Consider the following 25,988-nt stretch of genomic DNA (forward strand, 5'->3'; position numbering starts at 1 on the left):
GATGCATCCGGGACGCGTTCAACCTAGCGAAGTCAGCCGCTGCTTGCCAGAGAAAGGGCGGCCAGCGGGTTCGCGTGCGTCATCCGCGCCACTTCAGGCGCGCTGATGGAAAGCTCCGTTTGCAGATTGTTCGACATCTGCCGTAGCGTGCAGGCTGAGCCGACGAGGTGCGAACGATCAGCCGCCCACGTGGCTAGTTGCTCGTCGACGACCACCTCCTGCCCAGCCAACATGTACCGCCCCGGCCCCTTGCCGGCGGCAGACATCGCGTCGCTCACGACGATCGCCCGCTCGGGGCCGACGAGCCGCAGATAATTCCGCAGCGCCACGAACGGCACGTGGACGCCATCGGCGATGAAGCAAAGCCACAACCGATCGGCCAGCCCCAGCGCGCGCTGCACGATGTTGTCGTGTCGATGCATTTGCAGCGGGCAGCCATTGCCGAGGTGGGTAAACATCGACAACCCCGCGTCAATCGAACGTTCCAACTGGTCGAGCGACGGATTGCAGTGTCCCGCGGAAACGACAACGCCTTGCGAAACTAGCCATGCCGTTATGCGGCCGTCAGCGTCTTGCTCAGGCGCCAGCGTGACGAGCTTCACCATGCCGCTCGCGGCGTCGAGGAGTCGCTTCGCCGCATCGAGCGTCGCCGGCCGCGCTTCCGCCGCCGGGTGAGCGCCGACGTAGCCCGGCTCGCGGCTGATGAACGGCCCCTCGACGTGAATGCCGGCGACCATCTTTCCGGCAAGCTCGTCGCTCGCGGTCGCCGCGACGACCCGCTGCAGCCGGCCGGCCATTATCGCTAGGTCGTCGGTGATGATCGTCGCCAGAAAACGCTCGACGCCATCGCCGCGCATCGCCTCGCAAGCGGCGTGCAGTTCCGCGCTCGAAAATTCGTCGCCATTAAAGTCGACGCCGGCGTAACCGTTGACTTGCAAATCGAAAAAGCGGTCGCCGATCGCTGCGGAAGTTTCTAATCGGGTCATTAATCGTCGCCAACTACGAGCTGAATCTTCGTCACTGTTGCCGGGGCGTCGCTCCACTGCTGGAAGGCGGCCGCCACGCCAGCGAAGTCGACTTCTTGCGTCACCACTTGCTCCACCGGAAATTGCTTCCGCTCAAGCATCGCGGCCACGCGGGCAAAATCCTCCGGCAACGCATTGCGCGAACCGAGGATGTCGAGTTCCTTGAGCACGAACTGTTTGCTGTCGTACTCAACCGGCGCCTTCGCATACCCAATGTAAACAACGCGACCGGCGAACGCGACCTCCTCGACCGCCAGCCGAAATGTTGCCGGCGAGCCGACCGCTTCGATGATCACGCTTGGCCCGTGCGAACCGGTGAGGGCTTGCAAGGTTGCATGGAGGTCAAGTTGCGACGAGTTGACCACGTCGGTCGCGCCGCAGTGCACGGCGAGCGCGAGCTTTGCATCGTCGACATCGACGGCGATCACCCGCGCCCCGCGGCCGGCGGCGCCGGCGATCACTCCTAAGCCAATCGCCCCGCAGCCAATCACCGCGACCACGTCGTCGCTCGTTACGCGGCCGCGCGCGACGGCGTGGAAGCCGATCGTCAGCGGTTCGACCAGGGCGAGCTCGCAGAGCGAGAGCCCAGGAACAGTCAGCAACTTTGCGACGGGGACGGCGATGAACTCCGCCATGGCGCCGTCGCGCTGCACGCCGAGCGTTTCGTTCCGCGCGCAGCAGTTGGGGCGAGCCGCACGGCAAGAACTGCACGCGCCGCAGCTCGTATAAGGAATGACGAGTACATTCTGCCCGACGCGCCAATCGCCCTCGATGCCGGGGCCAAGCTGCTCGATCGTCGCCCCAATCTCATGCCCCGGAACGCGCGGATAGCGGACGAGCGGATTCGCTCCGCGGAACGTGCTGAGATCGGTACCGCAAAATCCCACCCGGCGAACTCGCAACAGCGCTTCGCCCGCGCCGGCCGTCGGGCGCGGCCGCTCGACGAGGTTCACCACGTCTGGCGCACTGATTTCAATCGCTCGCATCGGTCATCCTCACGGGGAGAATCGAGATTAAGCCGCATTCGCGCGCCGCTGACCAAAATGCGTCGGGCAGCGTTGCTTCAATGGCGACGAAATTTTCCACAATCTTCGTTGGAGCACTCGTGTTGAGGGCTACCGCTTCGACGCCCGGAAGGTGGAGCGCGAACTGCACGCAAGCGACCGCCGGCGGCACGTCCCACTCGTGGCAGAGTTCGTGGAATCGGTCTCGCCACGCGAACGCTGCTTCATCCTCAGCGTTTGCTCGCGAGGGGAGGCGGTAATCGAAGTAACGGCCGCCAACGAGAAATCCAGCGTGGAACACGGCGGAATTGATGACGCCAATTCTCTTCGCCGCCAGCGACGTCACCCACGCAAGAAGCTCCGGCGGATGGCGGTAAATGGTGAGGCTGTTGGCAAGCATCACCCAATCAAGCGGCGTCTCCGCTTCGATCGCCTCGATGACGCGCCAATCTTTCGCGCCGACGCCAATCGCCCGCACCGCGCCTCGCTGCTTCAACTCGCCGAGCGCACGATAGGCTTCGAGAATATCGTCGAAACGGCGTCGCTGTTCACACTCACTCGCCGCCCCTGCGAGATACTCGTCGGGATCATGCACTGAGACGAGCTGCGGCCGATACGGCTCGCCGAGCAACTCGCACCCTTGCTCCCAACACTCGTTAATCCCGGCGTACGAAATCCGTTGCTCGGCGTCGTAGTACAAACCGGCCCATACGCCCGGTTCGAACGTCGGCTCCGCGCCGCGCAGCGGCGTTCGCATCCAACCGAGCTTGTTGCTAATGACAGCGTCATCGGGCGCAACGCCCAACTCGCGGAGATTGCGGCCGATCGTCTCGAGCGCCAGCCCAGCGCCATACTTCCCGGCCGTATCAATGGCCACCGGCGTCGGACAGTGCGCGAACCATTCGCGGCAAATCGCCAGCTTCGTCTCCGCGGGAACGGCTTCGTACAGGTTGCCCAGCGAACTCGTGCCGAACACGAGCCGCGGCATGACGACCCCCGTGTTGCCGAGTTCGCGGTATTCCATGGCGATCACTGCACGGCGCGATGCCGCAGTTTGTCGAGCGCGACGGCGGTGACGATGATCGCCCCGGTGACAATCTCCTGCATCCAGACTTCAAGGCCGATTTTCGTGCAGCCGTTGTTGATGGTCGACATCAAGAGAGCGCCAGCGACGGTGCCGAGAATCGTTCCTACGCCGCCAGACAGGCTGGCGCCGCCGATCACCGCCGCGGCGATGACGGCGAGTTCGTACCCTTGCGCCGTCGTCGGGTCGCCGACCTCGACGAAGCTGAATTGCAGCACGCCCGCGACGCCCGTCAGCACCGCCGCGAAGGCATAGAGTTTTAGTTTTGTCCGCTCCACATGAATGCCGCAGAGGCGGGCGGTTTGCTCATTCGAACCGATCGCATAAAGGTGCCGACCAAACTGCGTGTAGCGCAGCACGCCGGCAATCGCGACCGCGAGGGTGAGAAAGATCCAAACGCCCGGCGACCACCATTGGTGAGGACGCAAAATGAGCGAGGCGTCGATCGCGGCGCTGGGGAAACGCATGAAGTTGTTGAGCGGCGTCGGCGGCGGATAAACGGCTGAGTTGTCGGCCAGCCCTTTCGCCGCTCCACGCAACGCGCCCCACATGCCGAGCGTCACGATGAACGGGGTGAGTGGGATCGAGATATTCATGCGTGAATCGACCCACCAAGCCACTGCCGCCACCGCCGCCGCGAGCACGATAGCCGCCCACGGATTGAGGCCGTAGCTCCACGCCGCCACGCCGACGAGTGCGCCCGCCACGATCGCGGCCACACGGCCAATGCGTCCGATCACCATCGTGCCGATGCCGAGCCCGCACGCCGCCGCGACGCCCACGCCAGCGACCGCGGCGATCGCCGATGCGGCGTACTCGCCGACAGCCGCCGAACCATCCTCTCCGCCGAGCAATCGCCGCAGCACAAGCGCGACAACTACTGAGACAAGCGCGATCAGCGAACCGACCGAGAGATCGATCCCGCCCGAGATAATGACCATCGTCCCGCCAAGGGCGGCAACGCCGATCACCGCCGTTTGCAGCAAGATGCTTTGGGTGTTCTCCCACGTCGGAAAAATGTCCCACCGCATTGCGGCAAACAGCGACCAGACGCCGACGAGCGCGAGAATCGGTCCCAGTTGATCAACCAGCGAGCGGAGTTTCGTCGGCAGGCGCGGATCGGCAGGCATACGGGTCTTCAGGTTCCAGTCGTAAATCGATTAGCCAATCAAGTCTCGCAACATCACGACGCCGCAACCGCCTCGCGTCGGAGCTCCGTTGACTCGTTCGCTCCGGTCGCGGCCAACATGATTCGGTGCTCCGTCCACTCAGCAATCGGCCGCGCCGGCCCCAACCGGCCGCGGCACATCACGGCAATCCGATCGCACAGTCCGAGCAATTCCGGCAAGTAGCTGCTCACAATGAGCACCGCCCGCGGCGCGCGACCGCGAGCTGGATCGCCCGCGGCAAGTTCGTCGATCAGCCGGCATATCTCCGCCTTTGACCCCACGTCAATACCGCGCGTCGGTTCGTCGAGTAGCAACACGTCGACGTCGGCGTGGAGCAGCCGCGCGATGGCAACCTTCTGTTGGTTGCCGCCGGAGAGGGCGCCCACCTGCTGCCGCGGCGAATGGCATTTGATCCCCAGCCGATCGATCAGCGGCCGGCTCGCACGGGCTTGCGCGGCAGGCGTCACCCACCCGCGCGGCGTCAATCCCGACAGCTTCGGCAGCGTAATGTTCTCGGCAATCGAAAGCTCTAGCGCGAGCCCTTCGAACTTGCGGTCCTCGCTAACGAGTCCCATCCCTTGCCGCCAGCGCTCGCTCGGGTTTTGCCAACCGTCGACCGTGGCGACGCGAACGGTTCCCCGTTGCACCGGATCAAGCCCCATCACCGCCCGCAGCAGTTCAGTTCGTCCTGCGCCGATGATGCCGGCGATGCCGACGACTTCGCCGCGGCGAAGTTCGAGCGTCGCCGATTCCGGCTTCGCCACGCCGCCGAGCTTCTCGCAACTGAGAACCGTCTCGCCTGGCGTCCGCGCCGAGCGCGGATACAAATCCTTTACCTCGCGACCGACCATCATCGCCACGATGCGATCGACGGGGGTTTCCTTCACCGAGCCGCTGCCAGTCGTGCGGCCATCTCGCAGGGCAGTAAACCGATCACACTCCGCTTTGACTTCTTCGAGGAAGTGCGAAATGTAAACAATCGCCAGGCCGCGCTCGCGCAAGCGACGAATGAGTGCGAACAACCGCTCGACGTCTTGTGCCGGCAGCGTGCTCGTCGGCTCGTCGAGTACGAGGACGCGGCAACCGATCGCCACGCTGCGAGCGATCTCGACCAGTTGCTGCTCAGCGACCGAGAGCTTTCCGGCGGGCAAATCGAGCGGCAATTCCGGGCGGCCGATCTCGGCCAGCGCCGCCGCCGCCCGCTCGCGCAGCGCCCGCCGCCGGACGAACGGCCCGCGCGTCGGCTCAACGCCTAGCGAAATGTTTTCCGCCACTGTGAGATCAGGCGCGAGCGACAATTCCTGGTAGATCATCGAGATGCCGGCCGCGCGCCCGTCGGCTGGCGATTGCGGCCGGTACGCGACGCCGTCGAGTTCCATCTCGCCCGCATCAGGAACGAGGGCGCCGCTCAACACCTTCATGAGCGTGCTCTTGCCGGCGCCATTCTCGCCGACCAGGGCATGAACTTCGCCTGCGTAGACTTTCAGATCGACGCCCGTCAGCGCATGCGTCGCGCCAAAGCGATGACGGACACCCGACATCATCAACCGCGGCGTTGCCTGAGGTGCGGACATGCGGAACCGGGCGAGGGCGGGTTGAAAGCGATCACCAGTAATGCAAACGACGCGAGCGGCGACAAACTAATCGAGCAGCGGCTTGATTTCGGGGGTCTCCATATTTTCTTTGGTCGCGATCCGCACGTCGGTGACGACCTGCTCCTCAATCGGCTTGCCGTCGAGATGGTCGACCATCAGCTTCACGGCCGTGTAGCCCATCTTCACCGGATCTTGCACGACCAGCGCGTCGATTTCGCCGGCGCGGAGCGCCGCGACAAGCTCCGGAGAACTGTCGAACCCGACGAACTTTACTTTGCCCGCCAGATTCGTCTTTCGCAGCGCTTTGAGGACGCCTTCGGACGCTGTTTGATTCGAGGCGAACACGCCGTCGGCCTGCCGCACCACGTCAATCATGTTGAGCGCGGTCGTTTGCGCTTCGCCTTGCGACGCGCCGGTGTAACGGTCGTCCACCAAAATCTCCGCCTCGCCCGCCTTCATCTCCGCGATGGCGCCATCTTCACGTTTCGACGTGCTCTCGTGACCCTCCATGTGGCGGAAGCAAATCGTCTTGCCCCCCTTGCCGACAAGTTCCATGAGTTGCTTACCGCCCAGTTCGCCCGCTTTGGTGTTATCGGTGGCGACGAAGCTGATGAAGTCTTTGCCTACCTCGCCCTCGACCGCCGAGTCGAAGATCAGCACCGGAATTCCCTTCGCCGTCGCGCTACGCACCTCGGCGGCGAGCGCCTTGCTGTCGGTCGGTGCAAGGCAAATGCCGTCGATGCTTGAATTGGTGAACTGCTGCGTCACCTGCTTCTGGCCAGCGCGATCGTTCTCGCTACCGGGGCCTTTCCACAGCAACTCGACGTCGAGATCCTTCGCCGCCTGTTCGCCGCCGCGACGCACTGCGTTCCAGAAGGCGGATTGCGTCGTCTTCGGAATCATCACGATCGTCCGCTTTGCCTTGCCCGCCTCGGACGTGGTTGATGCCGGCGCGTCCGTTGGCGCGGAAGATTTGGAACAACCGAGGATCGCGGCTAGCAGTAGCGCCATCGCCAGCGAAGCTGTTCGAGAAGGATGACTCACAGAGAGCTCCCACATTGCGGAATAGAGCGTAAAGAAGAAGGAAGAGCAGCGAACTGCAAGTTTAGCCCCCCGGCAAGCCGTTGGCTATCGCTTACGGCGGCGTACGAAGCAACCGCCAATGATGTTACAAGCCGCCATTGCCTGGAAATCTGCCCAAAACTCCGCTACCTTGTTCCGACGAGACAGACGCGATTCAGGCTAAGCGGCGCCTGACGCGCGGCGTCTCGTACCCGCACGATCGGCGTCCGCAGGCGATGGACGTCGGCCACCCACCACTCAAGCCAAGGTTGGCGATCCAGATGGCTGACGATTCCCGCGGCGCCGCCGCTGACCACGCGCCCGGCGGCATGGCGCTTCATACGAAAATTCTCCTCGGCCTGCTGATCGGCGCCGCGCTCGGCATCGCCTGCAATCTCAGCTTCCGCGTTCCGGCCGATGCGGCGAACGTCGCCACGATCGACGCGAACGGCAACGGCATTCACGACACGCTCGAATGGTGGGCCATCCACGTCGCCGATCCGCTCGGCCGCGTCTTCCTGCGGCTCGTCTTGATGGTGGTGCTGCCGCTCGTCTTCTCGGCGCTCGTCCTCGGCGTGCTCGGCATCGGCGACCTCACGCGGCTCGGCCGCGTTGGGCTCACCTCGCTTCTCTACACACTGCTGTTATCGGGAACTTCGGTCGCGATCGGCATCGGGATGGTCAATCTCATCCAGCCTGGCAAACGGCTCTCCGCTGACCAAACGGCCCAGTTGAAGGCCGCCTACTCGACCGAAGCCGACGACAAACTAGCGAGCGCCGACAAGAAGAAGCCGCTTGAGCAGATTTTGCTCGACATGCTTCCTGAGAATCCGATCCAGGAAATGGCGGGGGCCCTCGACGGCAGTTCGAAGGGGAACGGCATGCTTGCCGTGATGTTTTTCGCCCTGATTTTCGGCGTTGCGCTCTCGATGGTCGAAGAATCGAAACGGGCCGTCACGGTGACGTTGTTAGAGAGTTTGTTCGACGCCTCGATGATCATCATTGGCTTCGCGATGCGATTAGCGCCATACGCCGTCGCATGCCTGATGTTCTCAATGACCGCCCGCATGGGGGGCGGCATCCTTGTGACGCTCCTCTGGTTTGTGCTGACGGTGGTGCTGGCGCTCAGCATCCAAATGTTCGTCGTCTACTCACTAGCGCTGAAGACGTTCGCTCGCCGCAGCCCGGTAAAGTTTTTCCGCGATGCTCAGGATGCCATCCTGACCGCGTTTGGCACGTCGTCCTCCAACGCCACGCTGCCGACCGCTCTGCGGGTCTCGAACGAAAAGCTAGGGATTCCGGCGGAAATCGGCCGGTTCGTGCTTACCGTCGGCTCGACCGCGAACCAGAACGGCACGGCGCTCTACGAAGGGGTCGTCGTCCTGTTCCTGGCGCAAGTCTTCGGCGTCGAACTCACCCTCTCCCAGCAGCTGACGGTGGTTTTAATGTCGGTCTTGGCCGGCGTTGGCACCGCTGGCGTGCCTGGTGGTTCGATCCCGCTGATTGTCGTCGTGCTCCGCTCGGTCGGCGTTCCGCCCGATGGGGTCGCAATTATCCTCGGCGTCGATCGCGTCCTCGACATGTGCCGCACGACGCTGAATGTCACGGGCGATCTCACGCTCGCGGCGTGCGTTGCCGCTACAGAAGAGCGGGCCGAAGCGAAACGGTAGCGCCTTTGCACCTCCGCTATTTCTCGCCGATGTGCGTGATGCCGCTTGCAGCCCAACGTCACGCCAACCGATTTAAAAAACCTGGAAACTTTTTAAATCACCCGTTGACGCCGATCTCAATTCTCATATCCTATTGCTATTGAGACTCGATCTCACCAACCGCAGCCAGCACGCCTTTCGGTCGTCTGCCAGCCACGGAGCGAAGGTTCAGCCGCGGTTGAACCCCTTCGCGAGCTCCCACGGCAAGAACAGCGACTGACGAAGAGCCACCGCTGAGTTGCGATTCCAGGCGACCCGCTTGCACTCCACCGGAGCTGCCAGCATTCTCCGCCTAGGTTGCGACTCGCTGCAGGCAGCGTTCAACCGCCAGTCACCACATAAAACCCGCTCGGTCCCAGCACTGCCCGCTGCAGGTAACGCTGACGACCGGCGCCCCACACAACGTCCCCGTACTTGAAGGATCATCGACATGTCGCGTTACACCGGTCCGAAGGCTCGCATCAACCGCCGTCTCGGCGCCATGATTTTCGAGAGCGCCGGCGCCGCGAAGGCCTCAGATCGTCGCCCCAACGCTCCGGGCATGGCCCCGCCGGTCCGCAAGATGTCGACGTACGGCGAGTCGATGCGTGAAAAGCAAAAGATCAAGTACTACTACGGCCTCGGCGAACGCCAACTTCGCCGCGTCTTCGAACACTCGAAGCATGCTGAAGGCGACACCGGGACCCAAATGCTCGTGCTGTGCGAGCGTCGTCTCGACAGCGTCGTCCGCTTGGCGGGCTTCACCAAGACGCGTCCTCAGGCCCGACAAGGCGTCTGCCACGGCCACTTCACCGTCAACGGCCGGCACTGCGACGTCGCTTCGATGACTGTTCGCGTCGGCGACGTCATTCACGTGAAGCGTCGCGGCGGTCTCACGGACCTCTACGGCGGTAACTTGGCGGCCTTCGACGGCCAAGCCGCCGATTGGCTCCACGTCGACTCGGAACGGTTGATGATCACCGTCACTCGCCTTCCCGCGAAGGAAGACGTCACGCTGCCCGTGAACGTGCAGATGGTCGTCGAATTGCTGTCGCGCTAGTCGGCCGGTAGCCGCCAGCCAACGGCTGGCGGCTTTTCAACCTCGAGTTTACGGCTTCCGAGAACCCAAAACAGGCTAGTCAGACAAACCGTACATTTTACATATTTTTCGATCTATAAATTTTTAAAAAGGAGAGCCGTCAAACTCAACGCCCGCATCTTTGCGATTGAACGTCAGCCCCAGCAATGTATTGGATTCTCGCCCGAGCGCTGAGCCGTCTCTCCATCCTTAGCGTCCGCCCCTGCGGACGTTCTTCCGACTCCAACTGCGAGTCGTCTGCGCTGCCCCGGAACCTGCTGTTCCCGGCCCTCTGCGCTTTGCCCCCCAGTGAAATTTTCCACGTTTCCATATCACTACATTTCACCCTGGAGTGTTCTCATGAAGAAATCAATCGCGGCGCTCGTCGCCGCAGCGGCTCTCTGCGCCAGCACGGCGTTTGCCGTTCCCACCTCGTTCGTCGTCCCCAACGGTTCGACCTCGCCCTTCGACTCTTGGTCGCTTGGCGCCGCCAACTCGGTGCATGCTCAGTGGGAAGTCTTCACCGACGCCTACAGCACGCCGGGCAACGCCCCGGACGTTGCCGGTAGCTTCCCCGCGTCGGGCAGCTCGTCGGGCGCCAGTTCGCTGCTCGTCGGCAACACCGCCGGCGCATTTCTAACCGGCGGCGGAAATATTTACTCGTTCTCGGCTCCGACGAGCTTTACCGTCACTGTGCCCAACTACAACCTCGGCGCCGGCTGGAACAGCCGCTTCGTCGCTCAGATTCAGAACCAAGGTAGCCTGCTCGATTTTACGAGCGTCCTGCTCAGCTATGACGGCGGCAATCAATTGCTGGCTCCGACCTATTCGCACGAGTTGCTCGGGGGCGCGATTCCCGAGAACCTGTTCGCTTGGGATCTGGCCGGCTTCAACCCGTCGACCTACTCGCTGACGTTCAAGGCCTCGGCCAGCTCGATGAGCCTCGACGCCATCGCGGTCGATACGTACACGCAAACCGGCGCCTTCACGCCGATGGGCGTGCCGGAACCGGCCACCGCTGCTCTCGCCGCGATCGGTCTCGTTGGTTCGCTCGCCGTCCGTCGCAATTCGCGCCGCAGCTAAGTCTGAAACAGTGCAGGGCGCCGTTCCGCACGCTTCGCTCGTCGACGGCGTCCTGCTGTTCCTGAATTGTTTTCCTCTTATTCCCCTACTGGAGTAGACCTCGTGAAGAACACTTTGTTGTTGGCCGCTTTGGTGGCCATGAGCGCGACCGTCGTTCGCGCTGAATCGATCAACTTCGCCACCGGCCCGATCGCCCCGAGCTTCCGCGGCGCCGCCAACACCACTTATTTCGGGTGGGGCAACGGTTCGTGGGACGGCAACCCGCCGCTGAACGTCGGCGATCCCGACCCGACTCCCGACGTGATCAACGGCACGCCGTCGATCAACCCCGGCTCGCTCGCTGGCCCGCTGCTCGCGCAGAACAACGCCAGCGACATCGTCTCGAGCAGCAACAACGTTTACACCAATCCGGCGAACGTCAACCTGACGCTCACCATCCCGACGGTCGGCTCGGTCGGCACGGGCTTCACCACGATCATTGTCCAAGGCAACGGCCTGAGCGGCTTCGGCGGCATCACCAACCTGTTCGCCTTCGGTAACATCGCGGGCGTCGCCCCGACGTACGTCACCGGCGTCAACGCCGACGGCCAAGAAGCACAGTTCTGGGCCAAGTGGGAAATCCCTGGCAACGCCGCTTCTTACTCCGTGAACGTCACCGGCTCGCCAGTCGGCGCCGGCGTTCTTTCGATCTCCGACATGACGGTCGATTCGCTCTGGTCGGTGAACGGGTTTGCTCCCGATTCGGTCACCGCCGTGCCGGAACCGACCAGCTTCGCCTTGGTAGGGGCGGCGCTCACGGCCGCGACGGTGTTGGTCCGCCGTCGTCGCTAGGCGCCGATGGTCGTCGTCTCGCGGCAGCCAGTCTGCCGCGAGACGGCGGCTCTTTTTAGTTCATTTCGATTCGACGTTCATCTCGATTCGGTAGGGAGTCGTTCATGTCTTCGCTGAAGCAACAATTCGCCAAGTTCGTCAGCCGTTGGGGCACAGTCGGCCTCCTTGCCATCGGCGCCGCAGCGACGCCTGCGTGGTGCCACGCCCAATCGCTGGCCTACGCGACGACCGACCCCGACATCGAGATGTGGTTCTATCCAGTATCGACCGCCAACGGCTCGGGCTCGGTCCGCGATCGCGGCTCTAGCTTCGCGACCTACTCCTACGTCGACGACGACGGCAACGTCCAGTTCTACGGCGGCGACGGCTACGACTCTTCGCGCCGCGGCAGCGTCTTGCTGGCCACGAACACTACGTCCACCATTCCGAAGCTCGATCCAAGCCGCTATCAAATCGACTCGCTCCGACTGACCGTCACGCTGATGGGCAACATCGGCGAGATTGCCTACGACGGCACGGCCGACGACTATTTCCAAATCACCGGCGGCACAGACGATCCGGGCAAGCCGATCGAACTGTGGGGCGTCGGCTTCGGCGGCGCCTACACAACGTTCGGCTTCGCTGGCGAGACGGGCCCCGAGTACTTCAACTCCGGCGATCGCCGTTGGCCGATCGCTGCCGGCAGTTTCTCAGGCCCATATCAAGTCTACTCCGTCGACGGCGCCGGCAACGACGTCGAGAACGCAATCTTCGGCGGTTACAGCGCCACCGCGCCGGGCAACGAGACCGAGCAGTTTAGCCCGACGCCGTTCGCCGTCGGCAAGGCGTACGATTCGCAAGGCGTCGAATTGGCCCCCGGCACGATGCTCGGCGCCGGCACGCAGCTGACGTTCGACGTCAATCTCAACGATCCCGGCGTCGTGAGCTACCTGCAGCACTCGCTCGCGGCAGGCAACCTCGGGTTCTTCCTATCGTCGTTGCACGAGCCGCTCGCCCACACCGGCGAAGTCGCGTACCCCGACTACTTCCTCGACAACAATCCCAGCGGCCCGAACCCAAACGGCAACGCCCCGACGTTCGAACTTGCCGTCACGATTCTCAATGAAGCCCCCTCGGCCGACTTCAACGGCGACGGCGTCGTTGACGGCGGCGACTTCCTCACGTGGCAACGCGGCTACGGCAGCCAATACGACGATGCGGATCTTGCCGCCTGGAAGAGCGCGTTCGCCGCGGGTCCCAACGGCCTCGGCAGTGTCGCCGCGGTTCCCGAACCTCACGCCGCCGCACTTGCTGCGGTCGGAACGCTCGGTCTCGCAGCGTTTGGGCGTCGCCGATCGTTCGCAGTCCGCAACTAGCACGGAAGGATCCAATCGATGGGAAGCATGTCGCGCGGTCGCCGCGCCTTCACGCTCGTCGAGTTGTTAGTCGTCATCGCCATCATCGGCACGCTCGTGGCACTGTTGTTGCCCGCCGTGCAAGCCGCCCGCGAAGCGTCGCGGCGGACGAACTGCGTTAACAAGCTGAAGCAAATCGCGCTCGCGACGCTCAATTTTGAATCGAGTCATCACACGCTGCCGCCGCCGAAAGTGCTCGGCGGTCCCGGCGGCCTGATTTCAGGCGGCTCGCTCGATACGTATTCACAGTACGGCAGCACCCTGGTCTTGCTGCTTCCCTATCTTGAGCAGGGTAACCTCTACGCCAACTACGACCTCTCCAAGACTACCGCTAGCAAGGAAAACTTGGCGATTACGAACGTTGCGTTCCCGGATTACACCTGCCCCTCGATGTATTTGCCGCGGGAAGTCCCGATGACCGACTGCGGCGAAAAGCTCGGCCCCGGCAGCTACGTCATTAGCACGCGCGTCGACTACGCGAAGTTTGCACAACTCGACGGCGCGTTCGCCAGCCCGCCCCCGCGCAAGGGCGACGTCTACGATCTGGGAATCGAGCGGATCACTGACGGCACGTCGAACACGATCCTCATTGGCGAAACGAACTTTGGTTTCGAATCGTATATCTGGGACTCGGGCTGCAGCGTCGACGGCCAACCGAAGTGGGGCGAGTTCCGTTGGGCCGAAGCCTATTGGGCCTACGCCTGGGGGCATACCAACGCCGACGTGCGTTACAACTTCAACGACCCCAGCGCCCGCTGGGACGGCGGCTTCCGTGCCACTTATCGCAGCGATCACCCCGGCGGCGTCCAGTTCGCGCTGCTCGACGGTTCGGTCCAGTTCCTGCAAACAGCGATCGACAAAGAGACGCTGTTCGCGCTGATCACCCGTGCCAACGAAGAAGTGATCGCTGGCATCAGGTGATCGTCGACTGCGGCGCGCTAAATCGCCGCATTGCGTTTTCTTGCCGTGCTCACCACGACGAGTGCGCTGCCGATCGCCAGGGCGAAGGTTGCCGGCTCCGGCACGCCCGGCGCGATCGCGAACCCGCCGGTGAAATCCCGCCCGCCATCAACAAGCGCCCCGCCCGTAATCTGCCCATTCCCTAGGTTGACGCTGTAGAGCATGTACGCGCCCGTCGGCCCGTTGACCGGCGCGTCAGGCCGCTTCAGCACGGCGTACGCCGCATCGCCGCCGATCGTGAGATCAGCATCCCCCGGCGTCGTGTACACGTCGAACCCAATGCCTTGCTGCACGTTGGTGATGCTCACGCCGAAGGCGCCAACGAGATTCAGCGAGCCGTTGTTCGGCGGATTCTGCGTGTAGAGCGAATTATTGCGGATATCCATGTCGAACAAGATCGTCGTGCCGCCGACTTCGGGGATGTTGTTGATGTACGCCGCGGCGTCGGCGAACGGCGAGCCGCCGCTGGGCAGAATCGCCAGGTCAACATCGACGGCCGCGACGAGCCCAGTGCTGGAATTGAGCCGCATGTTTTCGCCATTGCTCGAAATGAGGCGAATTCGCATGCTCGAATCAGCTTGCAGCGTCTTCGGGTTGAAATCGAACCCGAACGATTGGTTGCCCGCCAAGTTGTAGTCGACGCCAGTCGTCGCGAAGCCGGCGCCAACGGGCGTTGCCGCCGCGGTTGCAGTGTTGATCGTGTAAAGCTGCGTCGTCGTTTCACCGACGTTGATCGCATAGAGTTGATTCGTCCCGGGCCGGAAATCGATCCCCTCGGGCAAGAAGCCAATGTTGCCAATCGTCGTCGACGAAGTCGGATTGGTGACGTCGAAGCTAAACAGCGTAAAGTTCGCGTCGACTCCGTAGGCCGTTTGGGCGCTGGCGTGCGTTTGGACGAAGCAGAGCAGGGCAGCGCTGCAGAGAATCGCCCGCAAGGGCAGAGAGTGAATCATGGCGTCGCTCCAGAATGTGCAATGGCGTTGATGAACGATTTTCGACTCGACCCGAAAACGTTGACTCAGCGATGCGCTTCAGGAGCGGCTCCTTAATTTGGCGAGCGTGAAAGCGAATGCAGCCCGCAAGAGATCGTCACGCGGCCCGACATCGTATCGCCGCGCTGCGGGTTGATGCAAAGAGATTCTGGCTAGATTTCTTGGCGCCCCTCCGCAGAGGCGCCAGCAGTGTGGCTCGCCACGTTAGCGCGGCGAAAGCGCTCCCGCAAAAGCCACCGGCTCCGCCGGTGGACGGAGCGCGCCTACGGCTAACTTGCGCCTCTAGCCCCGAGCTCCGCCCGGGGGTCGCTCGCCATTCCGGTACGCGTCGCCCATCGGCTAGGGCGGAGCCCGGGGCTAGGGCGCCGCCTAGCGATTCAAAACCGAGTACCACCCATTGAGTACCGTCGCGAACGCCACCCATCCCCAGTAGGGAATCAGCAGCCACGCCGCCGCCCGCACCGGCCGCCATGCCGTAACAATCGTCGCCCCAATCGCCAGCCACAGCAACACGATCTCCACCAGCGCCGCATCAATCCGGTGCAGCCCAAAGAAGATCCATGACCAAGCCGCGTTGAGCCCCAGTTGCACGCACCACCATCGCATCGCCCACGAATTCGCCGCCCGCTCCCACAGCAGCCAGCCGGCGACCGCGATCATGCAATAGAGCGGCGTCCATACAACGCCAAAAATCCAGTTCGGCGGAGCGATCGGCGGCTGCTTCAACGAAGCGAACCATTCGCCCGGCGAAAATTGCTGCCCAAACGCAATCACGCCGGCGCACAGCGCCACAAATGGAATCAGCGTCCAGTACCGAAGCGATCGTCGCTCACTCATCCCGTGGTTCTCCGCCGTTGACGTTGCAAACCCGCACCGAGCGCGAGCGTCGCCAGCGCACTTCCCAGTAAGGCGAGTGCCATATCTTTCTGCGCATCCCACCAATCGCCCTGCTGACCGTTGTACTGCTCCGCGTAGTCGGGCGCTGCAATGATCGCGATCGCCCACTCAAACACTTCGTACAAAGCGCTCACGCCGGCGACCGTCATCCACGCCCAGGCCAATCCCCACGCGACGCTCAAACCGCCGTAACGAACGGTCGCCTCGGCGATAGGCAGCGTCATTAACAACCCGAACGCGAAATGGACCAGCCGATCGTAATGGTTCCGCGTCCAGCCCAGCCACTCGCGCGTCCCGCCCCCGAGCGTCGCGCGAAACCATTCGTCGTACGGCACGTTTGAATAGATCCACCGCGCCCCGACGATATGCAGCGCTAGCATCATCGCTAAACAGGTGAACGACGCGTTCGAAAGCCACCGCCACCGGGCGCTCCACAGCAACGCCGGCAGGGCCAGCACCGTCGGGATGTGCTGCAGCCATTGCTGGTCCGGGTAAATCGGCCGCCACAACGACGCCGCGAACAACAGCATCGTCGCGGCCACGACGGCCAGCTGATAGTTGACGCTGCTCGCAGCCATCGAACCCTCCTGGAAAGATCTGCCGATTGGGTAAACTTACGGGGGCGACGGCTAATCGTGCAAGTTTGCCAAGCTTGCCGCGCCTCGCGCCAGCATGGACGAATGCACATTAGTTTAGCCGATCAACCGCTGAACTTCGCCCGTCACAACCCGTATATTGGTTGCGTCCCGGCAACATGACGTAGCCGTTAGGCAGCGCGTGAGGAAGGAACGTGGACGTTCTTCATCACGCCAGTGAATCGACGCTGCCCCCGCTCAACGCCGCAGCAGGCGCGAACGCGGAAGTTGATGGAACCACGGCGAGCCGGGATTTCCTGACTTAGAGTTTCTTGGAACGTCGGCGTGCAGCCCTCCCTCACGCAGGGAAACTTGGCCGCTTGCCGTCGGACCAAACACTCGTCAAGACAGGGCCGACTCCCCCTCCGCGGCCCCGTCGATTCACTTTTCACATGTTCGTCAGGAGCAAGCGATCGATCGCATCAGGCGGCGCACTTGTGCGCCATTATCGCAATAGCGAGACCATGGATGCATCGTCGCGAGGGGTCGCGTCATGGAACGGAAACAAACGCGTAAGGGCCGCCAGCTAGGCGTCATTGAGCAACTCGAAGATCGCCGCGTGATGACGGCCGATCCGCTCATCGAACATCAAGACTTCGATGCGCCGCCGCTTGAGCAAACGGTGCAAACGGGCGGAATCGGCGACGCCGACTTCTGGATCAACCCTGAAGACGCCGTTCCGTTCGACAATTACGTTCACGACATCGAGCAAGCGATCGCCGCCGCTCACAACCTTACCGGTTGGTACAACGTTCAATCGAGCTACGGGCTCACCGGCCGCGGCCAAACCGTCGCGGTCATCGACAGCGGCATCGCCTACGACCACTACGCGCTCGGCGGCGGGCTGGGCGCCAACTATCGCGTCGTCGGCGGCTGGGACTTCACCGAAGAGAACGACGCCAATCCGTACGACGACGGCGCCAGCGGCGGCCACGGCTCGCATGTGTCGGGCATCATCGGCGGCTCAGGCACGCCCAACAGCGGCGTGGCCACTGGCGTCGACTTCGTCGGCCTTCGCGTCTTCAACGACGCCGGTCAAGGCTACTTCAGCTGGGTCGAGAACGCCCTGAAGTGGGTGCTCCAGAATCGCAACTCGTTCGAAAACCCGATCACCACGATCAACTTGTCGCTCGGCGTTAGCTCTTGGAACGCCGCGACGATTCCGCAATGGGCGAACCTCGAAGATGAGTTCGCCGCGCTCGAGTCGGCCGGCATTTTCATCGCCGTCTCCGCCGGCAACAGCTTCACGAGCTTCAACGCTCCGGGTCTCAGCTACCCGGCCGCGAGCCAATACGTCGTCCCGGTGATGTCGACCGACGAAAATGGCTCGCTCAGCTACTTCAGCCAGCGGCTCACTCGCGCGATCGCCGCCCCGGGTCGCAACATCGTCAGCACGGTTCCCGACTACAAGGGGAACAACAACGGCGTCGCCGACGACTACGCGACGATGTCCGGCACCAGCATGGCCGCCCCGTACGTGGCCGGCGCTGCGGTGCTCGTTCGCCAGGCGATGGAGTTCGCCGGTTGGACGAACATCACGCAGGACATGATCTTCAACCACATGATGGCGAACGCCGATACGGTGTACGACGCCGCCACCAATCTCTCGTACAAGCGTCTCAATCTGCAGAAAGCCGTCAGCGCGCTCATGCCGACCGACGACTTCGGCTCGACGCAAGCGACGGCTCAGAACATCGGCACGATCGTCGGCACGTCGACGGTCAACGGTGCCATCAACACCACGTCCGACGCGGATTTCTTCTCATTCACCGCTTCGACCACCGGCAACGTCTCGTTCAACGTCACGAATGCCAAGCAAGAACTCGTCGCGTCCTGGCAAGCCTACGCGGCCAACGGCCAGACGATTGCCACGCAGAACGGCAACACGATTAGCTTCGCCGTCACCGCGGGCCAAACGTACGCGGTCCGGATTACCTCCACGGCCGGCATCGGCCGGTACACTTTCACCGCGGGTCTCGGCGGCAGCGGCAACGGCGGAAACAATGGCGGCAATAACGGCGGGAACAACGGCAACAATGGGGGGAACGGGGGCAACGGCGGCAACGTCCAGCCAACCTTCACCGATTGGGGCGTCGCCGACTTCAACCAATACGACGACGTCGTCATCGGCGGCGATCGCTGGTTCAAAGTCACCGCAGCGCGGACCGGCATCCTGTCGGTGCTCGGCCAATACTCCGGCTCGAACGCCAGCGCCGCGATCTACAACGCGAACATGCAGTTGATTGCGGGCGGTACGAACAGCGGAGCGACGACCCGCGCCGACGTTCAAGCGACCGCCGGCGTCGAATACTTCATCCGCGTCACCGGCAGCGCGACCGACATCGATCTAAGCGTTGTCAATCTTGTTAGCCAGAGCGGAACGAACGTCACCGTCGCCGGCACCAGCGGCGACGACGTCTTCTCGTTCGTCGCCGGGACGACCCATTACGTCACCGTCAACGGCGTGCAGTATCAGTTCGCCGGCAGTTCGGCGAAGGCCTTCACCTTCCAAGGCGGCAACGGCAACGACTCGTTCACGTTCAACGGCACGACGGGCAACGAAACCGCCACGGTTTACGCCTCCTCGGCGTCGATCGTCGGCGCCGCGTTCTCCGTGGCGACCGCCGCCATCGAAAATCAGATCATCCGCGGCGGCGGTGGCGCCGACGTCGCCTACCTGTACGATTCGCTCGGCAACGACACGCTCACCGCCTGGTCGAACCGCGTGACGATGGTCGGCACCGGCTTCTCGAACGAAGTCGCCGCCTTTAGCAATGTCAAAGCGTACGCAGTGAACGGCGGCAGCAATTCCGCCACGCTGTACGATTCGGCCGGCGACGACGTCTTCATCGCCGGTTCGCTGCGCGGCATCATGAGCGGCAACGGGTTCTACAACTGGGCCGAAGGCTTTAACGCCGTCATCGCCCAAGCCGTCAACGGCGGCAACGACCGCGTTGACTTCTACGACTCCGTCGGCAACGACACGCTCACGGCCTGGTCGGACAGAGTGACCTTCACCGGCGCCGGCTTCTCGCACGACGCCCGCGGCTTCGACCGCGTGAAAGCCTGGGCTACCGCCGGCGGCTACGACACGGCAACGTTCTACGATTCGGCCGGCGACGACGTCTACATCGCCGGCTCGCTCCGCGGCATTATGCAAGGCGCCGGCTTTTACAACGAGGCCGAAGGCTTCGACGCCACGATCGCCTACGCGAACGCCGGCGGCAATGACCGCGTCGAGTTCTACGACTCGGCCGGCGACGACGTCCTCACCGCTTGGTCGAACCGCGTCACGCTCACGGGCAACGGCTTCTCGCACGATGCTCGCAACTTCGAACGCACCGTCACGCAAGCCTCTTCCGGCTACGACACGGCGACGTTCTACGACTCGGTCGGCAACGACCTCTTCGTCGCTCGCCCGACCACCGCGTCGATGAGCGGCACGGGCTACTCCAACGAAGCTCGCGGCTTCGACCGCGCGAAAGGGTGGGCGACCTCCGGCGGCGACGACCAAGCCGACCTCTACGACTCGACTGGCAATGACACGCTCATCGCGGGCTACCTCCGGGCGATCCTCACCGGCTCGGGCTACTACAGCGAGGCCGAAGGCTTCGACCGCACGGTCACCTACGGCTCCGGCGGCTACGACACGGCCACGCTGTACGACTCGGCGCTCGACGACGTCTTCAACGCCTGGGCCGACCGCGCGGTGCTCGCCAGCTCGATCGTTTCGAACGATGTTCGCAATTTCGACCGCGTTCGCGCCGTGTCGGAACTCGGCGGCAACGATCTCGCGAACTTCTACGACTCGATCGGCAACGACACCTACATCGCCGGGGCCGTCCGCGGGATCATGACGGGAACCAACTTCTACAACGAAGCCGAGGGCTTCAAGCAAACGGTCGCCAACTCGACCGCCGGCGGCACGGACAAAGTTGAGTTCTACGACTCGGCCGGCAACGACACGCTGCTTGTCTGGCAGCGGTTGGCGTCGCTGAGCGGCCTAGGCTTCAACCACTCGGCCAACGGCTTCAAGAACGTCACCGCCTACATGACCAGCGGCGGCGTGAACGTCCGCGACATCCGCACGACCGACTTCGTGTTCAAACTCGTCGGCCAATGATCTGCGAACGCCAACGGCGTTACATCATCCAGCCCAGGGTTGATTGCGAAAGCAATCTACCCTGGGTCAACAGGCCGCCATTTTCGCCCCAACCCTGAAGGGGTTGAACCATGGCGCCTGCGACCGCGCATCGATGCAACCCCTGCAGGGTTGGCGAGCAAATCTTCGTCATTGTTCCCGGGGTAGATCGCGCTGCGATCAAGCCCGGACTGGATGCTTGAACGCCGCTGGCGTTCCGATCCAGTAACGCTCCGGCGTCAACTTGCGTACCTCGCCCACTACTTCACCAACGTGCGGTAGTACTCAATCGACCGCCGCAGCCCTTCGTCGAAGTCAATCGTCGGTTCGTACTTCAACACGTCGCGAGCTGCCGTGATGTCGGCCAGGCTGTCCCGCACGTCGCCTGCGCGGGCCGGCTCGAAGTTCGGCTCGATCTTCGTCCCCAGCACGCGATTGATGCTGGCGATCAGTTCCAGCAAGCTGTACTGCTTGCCGCACGCCACGTTGAACACGCGACCGCTCGCCGCGGGCGAGGCCGCCGCCGCGAGGTTGCCGAGCACGATGTTCTCGACGTACGTGAAATCGCGCGATTGCCCGCCGTCGCCAAATACCGTCGGCCGCTTGCCGGCGAGCATCATCACAACGAATTTCGGGATCACCGCCGAGTACTCGCCGTTCGGATCTTGCCGCGGGCCGAAGACGTTGAAGTAGCGGATCACCACCGTCTCCAATCCGTACGACGCAGCGAACGCCTGGCAGTACCCTTCGCCGGCGAGCTTCGCGGCCGCATAGGGCGAGATCGGCGCCGGCAGATCGCTCTCGCGCTTGGCGATGAACGGCTGGTTGCCGTAGGCACTGCTTGAACCTGCGTAGACGACGCGCTTCACGCCGCCGCGGCGCGCGGCGTCGAGCACGTGCAACGTCCCCGTCGCACAGGCGGCGTGGCTGGCGGCCGGCTCGGCCAGGCTCCGCGGCACCGACGCCATCGCCGCTTGGTGAAACACCACATCGACGCCGACAACCGCTTTCTCGAGCTGCTTCGGATCGAGCAGATCGCCCTGCATCAGTTCGACGCGTTTGCCGAGGTGGGCGAGGTTCTCGACTTTGCCGGTGCTGAGATTGTCGTACACCCGCGCTTCGTCGCCGCGTTCGACGAGCGCCGTCACAATATGCGAGCCAATGAACCCAGCGCCGCCGGTGACCAAGTATTTCATTGCGATTCTTTCTTAGCCGCTGATGGGCGCGCTGCGGTGAGCGACCAATGACGCCGTCGGCCGCCAGTTGCTGAAGTGCCGTTCCATCCGTTCGTCGAGATCGGGCACCGCCGTCCGCAGTCGCGCCGACAGCGGACCAACATGGTCGCCGCGGCGAATGTCGGCCAAGTACTCGACCAGCGTCCGATGGGCGGCCGCCGGCCCATGCAACATGAAATGGACCCACGACCAGGCGAAACGATACTCAAAGCTGCCCATTTCGCCTACCTCTTGCCGATCCTCGAGATCCTCGACGGTCCGTCGCATCCCGAGCCGCAAATTCCAGCGGACGAGGGCTAGATGAGGATGGCCATGCGGCCGACTCTCCTCGGGCATTTCGAAATACTCCGCCAGCCCTTCATCGAGCCACAGCGGCACTTCCGGCAGCGTCGCGTGCAGCAGGGCATGCGTCGATTCATGCCGCAAATCGACCGGCAACTCAGCGTGTTGGTAGGCGTAGACGGCTCCGCGGCCGCCACGTCGGACATAAAGCGCCCGACGGTAGGGAACCTGGGGATAGAGCTGAGCCAGGAACTTCCGATGCGACGCCTCGTCTGCTAGCAGAAAAACATCGACCGTCTGCCGCGCCGAGGGGACTGCTAGCGTCCGATGCAGCTCCGATTCGAGCCGAGCGAGCTCAGCAAACACTCCTTCGAGCGATTGCAGCGGGAACGCCGAGGTGCAAACGAACGGCCCGTAGACTCGCCGATCTGCCCAACCTTCGCTTTTCTCGGCAGCTCGAGCCAGCGGCGTCGCGATCGTCGCTGCTAGCGCCGCTTGTAAAAATCGCCGTCGCGACAGGCTGGAAGTCATGCGACCTCCCGCCGGCAGACTGCCGTTTCAAGTTGGTCGATCGGCGCCAGCACTGACTTCTCACGGCGAGGGAGGAGATGGGGGCGGGAGTATACTGGTCGACCAGCGCTGGTCAACCCAAGTCGCCCGCAGCCGTGCGAACGCCGAAAAATCTCCGCTTCGGCGCTTCCGAGGGACGACGCTAGGACTCGTCACTTCGATCCCATTCTTAGACCTTGGTCTCGTTTTGCGACCAACGTGGCACGAAACGATCCACCGCTTGGCAACCCCCGCTTGAGGGGAAATGCAAAAATCCCGGAAAATTCTTCGTTTCAAGTGACAGTGAACCTTCAACCCCACCAATCATACCTATTGGCATGTCGGTTGCACTTAGTCGATCCGTCGCAACGGAGCGACAACTTTGGCAGCCCGCAGGGAAGCCGCACCATTTTTGTTGTTCGTTTCAGGAGGTAGTAGGGATGCTCGTACTCAGCCGCAAGATTGGCGAAAAGATTCACGTTGGCAACGACATCACCATTGAGGTTCGCCGCGTCGCCGGCAATCGCGTGACGCTAGCAGTCGAGGCCCCGCGCAATGTGCGGATCCTCCGCGGTGAGCTCCGCGATGCTGCGATGGAATTCGAGATTCACGAAGAAGAGTTCGAACTGGAGTCAGAGCCCGTCCGTTCGCCGGTCGTGGTCACGCACCAACGCCTCGGCTTGGGCTCCTCGATGCCCCATGTTCTGGGCTAGCATCTCGCCCCCCCGCTTGAATCTGGGTTTACCAACTCACTTCACCCGGAGGCGCGGATGCGTTTCGCAAGACAATTTGCACAAAGAGAGCCGTGTGGCGCGATGCCTACGGCTTTTTTTGTGCGCTGATGTTCCTCTAGCCGCCCATCCGCGGTTAGCGGTCTAGCGATCTCTCCCAAAGCGCCCATTCGCGCGCGATTATGCCTCGCTGAGACGCTCTCCTTGGATCGCGTCGCGAGCTCGATTTTCAGGCTGTTTTTCCAGGCCGAACTTGACGTTCCTGCCGGGAATTTCCTACTCTCCCCGCCCCTCTCTTGGGGGCCGGCGTCGCGCCAGGGATGCACCCTGATCGCGGAACGACGAGCCACCTGCCAACCGGTCGATGCCGACCATGGCGTGCTCCGCACAGCCGACGGTGACCTGCCTCAGTCCGCGCTCGCGCGCGTCGACTTGTCTCGCCGTTTACCTGTTGGCTGCCGCGATCTTCCTTGCTCCTGGCTGTGCATCGACCAGCAGCAAGTGGGTCACGCTTCGCACGACGCCGCGCAATCCGCTTACCGACACCCTCGGCCTCGTCACCAAGCAAGGCCCCAAGCCAACGCCGCGCACCCTGCAACTGCTGCGGCGTTACGACCTTGAGAAGAAACTCAACGACAAGCCAGAGTTGCTGGTCGAACTCAACGCGATCAACCGCAACGAGCCGAACCGCGAAAATCTCTACGCCCTCGCGGAAGTTGCCTACGTCGGCGGCAAGAAGGCCGACGCCGCTCACGACAAAGCCGCCGCACTTGAACTCTACGGTTCGTCGGTGCTCTACGCCTACGAGTACCTCTTCGCGAACGGCTACCCCACCGCGAGCAACGCCTACGACCCGCAGTTCCGCAGCGCGTGCGAGCTCTACAACGCCGCCCTCGAAGGAACACTGCGCATCGCTCAAACCGAAGCCCCGCTCCGTCCCGGCGCCACGCGACGCATCAAAACGTGCGCGCACGATTGCGAGCTAGAAATTCAGCTGAAGAGCGGCGGCTGGCATTCCGCCGATTTCGATCACGTCGAGTTCGTTTCCGACTACGAAGTCAACGGCCTGCGAAACCACTACCACAACTTCGGCCTCGGCGTGCCACTCATCGCCGTTCGCAAGCCGCACGAAAACCCCGAGCCGGCCGAGCAGTTCTACCCGCCAGATCTCTCGTTCGCGGTCACCGCCTTCCTGCGCGTCGATCCGATGTTCGCGAAGCAATCCGCCGACGTCGTTCCCACGTCGGCGACAATGGGCGGAGTCGCCGTGGCCGATGCGAAGCAACCGAAGCGTAAACTACGCGCGGTTCTCGAACTCTACGATCCACTCGACACCACTCAAGTCGACGCCGGCGGCGTCACCGTGCCGCTTGAAACCGACCTCAGCACGCCGCTGGCCTACAACCTCAGCCAGCCGGCGCTCGACGACAGCAAACTTTCAACTGTCGGCCTGCTCACGCCCGAGAAGGTGCAAAAGGTCAGCGGGCTCTACATGCTCGAGCCCTACCGCAGCGACCGCATTCCGGTGGTGATGGTCCACGGACTCTGGTCGAGCCCCGTCACCTGGATGGAAATGTTCAACGACCTGCGGAGCGATCCGTACATTCGCGAACACTACCAGTTCTGGTTCTACCTCTACCCGTCGGGCCAACCCTTCTGGCAGAGCGCCGCCGAGATGCGCGAAGACCTCGTGCAAATGCGGGCCAAGCTCGATCCCGGTCGCAAGTCGCCGGCGCTCGATCAAACGATCCTCGTCGGCCACAGCATGGGCGGTCTCGTCTCGAAGCTGCAAACCGTCAACAGTGGCAACGAGTTCTGGCGCACGATGAGCGACAAGCCGTTCGCCGAATTGCAGGCCGATCCTGAAATCCGCGACCAGCTGGCCTCGACGTTTTTCTTCGACCCGAACCCATCGATCCGCCGCGTCGTCACCATCGGCACGCCGCACCGCGGCAGCGAGTTCTCTAACGACTTCACGAAGTGGCTCGGCCGCAAACTGATTCACGTCCCGACGGCGCTAATGAATGGCCGGACCGAACTCGCCACGCGCAACCCCGAGTACTTCCGCAACACGGCGCCGATCAACATCACCAACAGCATCGACTCGCTCTCACCGAAGTCGACGTTCCTGCCAGTGCTGCTCGAAGCCCCAGCCGGTCCGTGGGTGAAGTACCACAACATCGTCGGCCAGGCGCCGCACGAAGGGGTGACGAACCAGATGTCGATGTGGCTCTCGGGCGAGGGCGACGGCGTCGTCTCGCTCGCCAGCGCCCAGCTCGACCACGTCTCCTCGCAGATCGTGGTCCCCGCCGATCACATGACGGTCCACCGCCACCCGCAGAGCATTCTCGAGGTCCGCCGCGTGCTGATGCAGCACATCGCCGATCTGCAGAACTTCCCCTACGGCGGGGCGGTGCAGTACGCCGACGCCGAGGTCGCGACGCCCGTCGGCCAATCGCCGCCGCAACTGCCTGGGCCAGTGGCAACGTTGCCGGCGACGGTGACGAAATAACTCAGCCCAAGGTGCATTCCAACTGTCGAGCCCGCTGGGGG

21 protein-coding genes are annotated in these 25,988 nt (G+C 63.1%); 9 read left to right on the plus strand and 12 right to left on the minus strand.

All coding sequences use genetic code 11. The features are described from left to right. Window positions 1-32: 32 nt before the first annotated feature. From ACQY7R_RS08515 to ACQY7R_RS08545, 7 genes are all read right to left on the minus strand, one after another. A complete protein-coding gene (locus ACQY7R_RS08515) occupies window positions 33-986 on the minus strand; it encodes an N-acetylglucosamine-6-phosphate deacetylase (RefSeq protein ID WP_428305182.1) in 954 nt (317 codons plus the stop codon). Continuing rightward, window positions 986-2,011, minus strand: a complete 1,026-nt coding sequence (locus ACQY7R_RS08520) for a zinc-binding alcohol dehydrogenase family protein (RefSeq protein WP_428305183.1) — start codon at window positions 2,009-2,011, stop codon at window positions 986-988. Before ACQY7R_RS08520 ends, ACQY7R_RS08515 begins: the two co-directional genes overlap by 1 nt. After that, complete coding sequence (locus ACQY7R_RS08525) at window positions 1,998-3,053, minus strand: aldo/keto reductase (RefSeq protein ID WP_428305184.1); 1,056 nt, start codon at window positions 3,051-3,053, stop codon at window positions 1,998-2,000. Before ACQY7R_RS08525 ends, ACQY7R_RS08520 begins: the two co-directional genes overlap by 14 nt. Window positions 3,054-3,058: 5 nt before the next feature. Continuing rightward, window positions 3,059-4,243, minus strand: coding sequence for an ABC transporter permease (locus ACQY7R_RS08530; protein WP_428305185.1), 1,185 nt, complete (start codon window positions 4,241-4,243; stop codon window positions 3,059-3,061). Between the two features lie 53 nt (window positions 4,244-4,296). After that, the gene (locus ACQY7R_RS08535; protein WP_428305186.1) at window positions 4,297-5,856 is read right to left on the minus strand and encodes a sugar ABC transporter ATP-binding protein; all 1,560 of its coding nucleotides are present in this window, start codon (window positions 5,854-5,856) and stop codon (window positions 4,297-4,299) included. A 66-nt stretch (window positions 5,857-5,922) separates the two neighbouring features. After that, window positions 5,923-6,921, minus strand: coding sequence for a substrate-binding domain-containing protein (locus ACQY7R_RS08540; protein WP_428305187.1), 999 nt, complete (start codon window positions 6,919-6,921; stop codon window positions 5,923-5,925). A gap of 164 nt (window positions 6,922-7,085) precedes the next feature. Further along, on the minus strand, window positions 7,086-7,280 hold the full coding sequence (locus tag ACQY7R_RS08545; RefSeq protein WP_428305188.1) for a hypothetical protein: 195 nt from the start codon (window positions 7,278-7,280) through the stop codon (window positions 7,086-7,088). Between ACQY7R_RS08545 and ACQY7R_RS08550 the strand changes: the two genes are divergently transcribed. The 6 genes from ACQY7R_RS08550 (at window position 7,269) to ACQY7R_RS08575 (ending at window position 13,934) form a co-directional block, all read left to right on the plus strand. Next, window positions 7,269-8,609 carry a dicarboxylate/amino acid:cation symporter gene (locus ACQY7R_RS08550; protein ID WP_428305189.1) on the plus strand — a complete coding sequence of 447 codons (1,341 nt, stop codon included), beginning with the start codon at window positions 7,269-7,271 and terminating at the stop codon, window positions 8,607-8,609. The two genes, ACQY7R_RS08545 and ACQY7R_RS08550, sit on opposite strands and share 12 nt — an antisense overlap. Before the next feature lie 469 nt (window positions 8,610-9,078). Beyond that, a complete protein-coding gene (gene rpsD, locus ACQY7R_RS08555; RefSeq protein ID WP_152099600.1) occupies window positions 9,079-9,687 on the plus strand; it encodes a 30S ribosomal protein S4 in 609 nt (202 codons plus the stop codon). 378 nt (window positions 9,688-10,065) lie between these two features. Continuing rightward, on the plus strand, window positions 10,066-10,788 hold the full coding sequence (locus ACQY7R_RS08560) for a PEP-CTERM sorting domain-containing protein (RefSeq protein WP_428305190.1): 723 nt from the start codon (window positions 10,066-10,068) through the stop codon (window positions 10,786-10,788). 102 nt (window positions 10,789-10,890) lie between these two features. Further along, window positions 10,891-11,619 (plus strand): PEP-CTERM sorting domain-containing protein, encoded by a 729-nt coding sequence (locus ACQY7R_RS08565; protein WP_428305191.1) that lies wholly within the window; start codon window positions 10,891-10,893, stop codon window positions 11,617-11,619. A gap of 104 nt (window positions 11,620-11,723) precedes the next feature. Beyond that, window positions 11,724-12,974, plus strand: coding sequence for a hypothetical protein (locus ACQY7R_RS08570; RefSeq protein ID WP_428305192.1), 1,251 nt, complete (start codon window positions 11,724-11,726; stop codon window positions 12,972-12,974). A gap of 18 nt (window positions 12,975-12,992) precedes the next feature. Beyond that, the gene (locus ACQY7R_RS08575) at window positions 12,993-13,934 is read left to right on the plus strand and encodes a DUF1559 domain-containing protein (protein WP_428305193.1); all 942 of its coding nucleotides are present in this window, start codon (window positions 12,993-12,995) and stop codon (window positions 13,932-13,934) included. A gap of 17 nt (window positions 13,935-13,951) precedes the next feature. On the opposite strand, the gene ACQY7R_RS08580 is transcribed toward ACQY7R_RS08575, so the two are convergent. The 3 genes from ACQY7R_RS08580 to ACQY7R_RS08590 all read right to left on the minus strand — a co-directional run bounded on the left by ACQY7R_RS08580 (window position 13,952) and on the right by ACQY7R_RS08590 (window position 16,440). Then, window positions 13,952-14,926 carry a DUF4394 domain-containing protein gene (locus tag ACQY7R_RS08580; protein ID WP_428305194.1) on the minus strand — a complete coding sequence of 325 codons (975 nt, stop codon included), beginning with the start codon at window positions 14,924-14,926 and terminating at the stop codon, window positions 13,952-13,954. A gap of 408 nt (window positions 14,927-15,334) precedes the next feature. Then, entirely contained in the window at window positions 15,335-15,802 is a 468-nt protein-coding gene (locus ACQY7R_RS08585; protein ID WP_428305195.1) for a TspO/MBR family protein, read from the minus strand. Next, the gene (locus ACQY7R_RS08590; RefSeq protein WP_428305196.1) at window positions 15,799-16,440 is read right to left on the minus strand and encodes a DUF2238 domain-containing protein; all 642 of its coding nucleotides are present in this window, start codon (window positions 16,438-16,440) and stop codon (window positions 15,799-15,801) included. Before ACQY7R_RS08590 ends, ACQY7R_RS08585 begins: the two co-directional genes overlap by 4 nt. A 550-nt stretch (window positions 16,441-16,990) precedes the next feature. Between ACQY7R_RS08590 and ACQY7R_RS08595 the strand changes: the two genes are divergently transcribed. After that, window positions 16,991-20,620: a S8 family serine peptidase gene (locus ACQY7R_RS08595; RefSeq protein WP_428305197.1), complete on the plus strand. Its 3,630-nt coding sequence runs from the start codon at window positions 16,991-16,993 to the stop codon at window positions 20,618-20,620. 278 nt (window positions 20,621-20,898) lie between these two features. Here the strand turns inward: ACQY7R_RS08595 and ACQY7R_RS08600 are convergent, their stop codons facing one another. Together ACQY7R_RS08600 and ACQY7R_RS08605 are read right to left on the minus strand one after the other, a co-directional pair. Then, on the minus strand, window positions 20,899-21,834 hold the full coding sequence (locus tag ACQY7R_RS08600) for an SDR family oxidoreductase (RefSeq protein ID WP_428305198.1): 936 nt from the start codon (window positions 21,832-21,834) through the stop codon (window positions 20,899-20,901). A 12-nt stretch (window positions 21,835-21,846) separates the two neighbouring features. After that, on the minus strand, window positions 21,847-22,686 hold the full coding sequence (locus tag ACQY7R_RS08605) for a DUF1570 domain-containing protein (RefSeq protein ID WP_428305199.1): 840 nt from the start codon (window positions 22,684-22,686) through the stop codon (window positions 21,847-21,849). 458 nt (window positions 22,687-23,144) lie between these two features. Here ACQY7R_RS08605 and ACQY7R_RS08610 point away from each other — a divergent pair, with 458 nt between their 5' ends. Together ACQY7R_RS08610 and ACQY7R_RS08615 are read left to right on the plus strand one after the other, a co-directional pair. Next, window positions 23,145-23,417, plus strand: a complete 273-nt coding sequence (locus ACQY7R_RS08610) for a carbon storage regulator (protein ID WP_428305200.1) — start codon at window positions 23,145-23,147, stop codon at window positions 23,415-23,417. A gap of 391 nt (window positions 23,418-23,808) precedes the next feature. Continuing rightward, window positions 23,809-25,947, plus strand: a complete 2,139-nt coding sequence (locus ACQY7R_RS08615) for an esterase/lipase family protein (RefSeq protein ID WP_428305201.1) — start codon at window positions 23,809-23,811, stop codon at window positions 25,945-25,947. Window positions 25,948-25,988 lie beyond the last annotated feature (41 nt).

The organism is Lacipirellula sp., assembly GCF_965279485.1.
Classification (GTDB): domain Bacteria; phylum Planctomycetota; class Planctomycetia; order Pirellulales; family Lacipirellulaceae; genus Lacipirellula.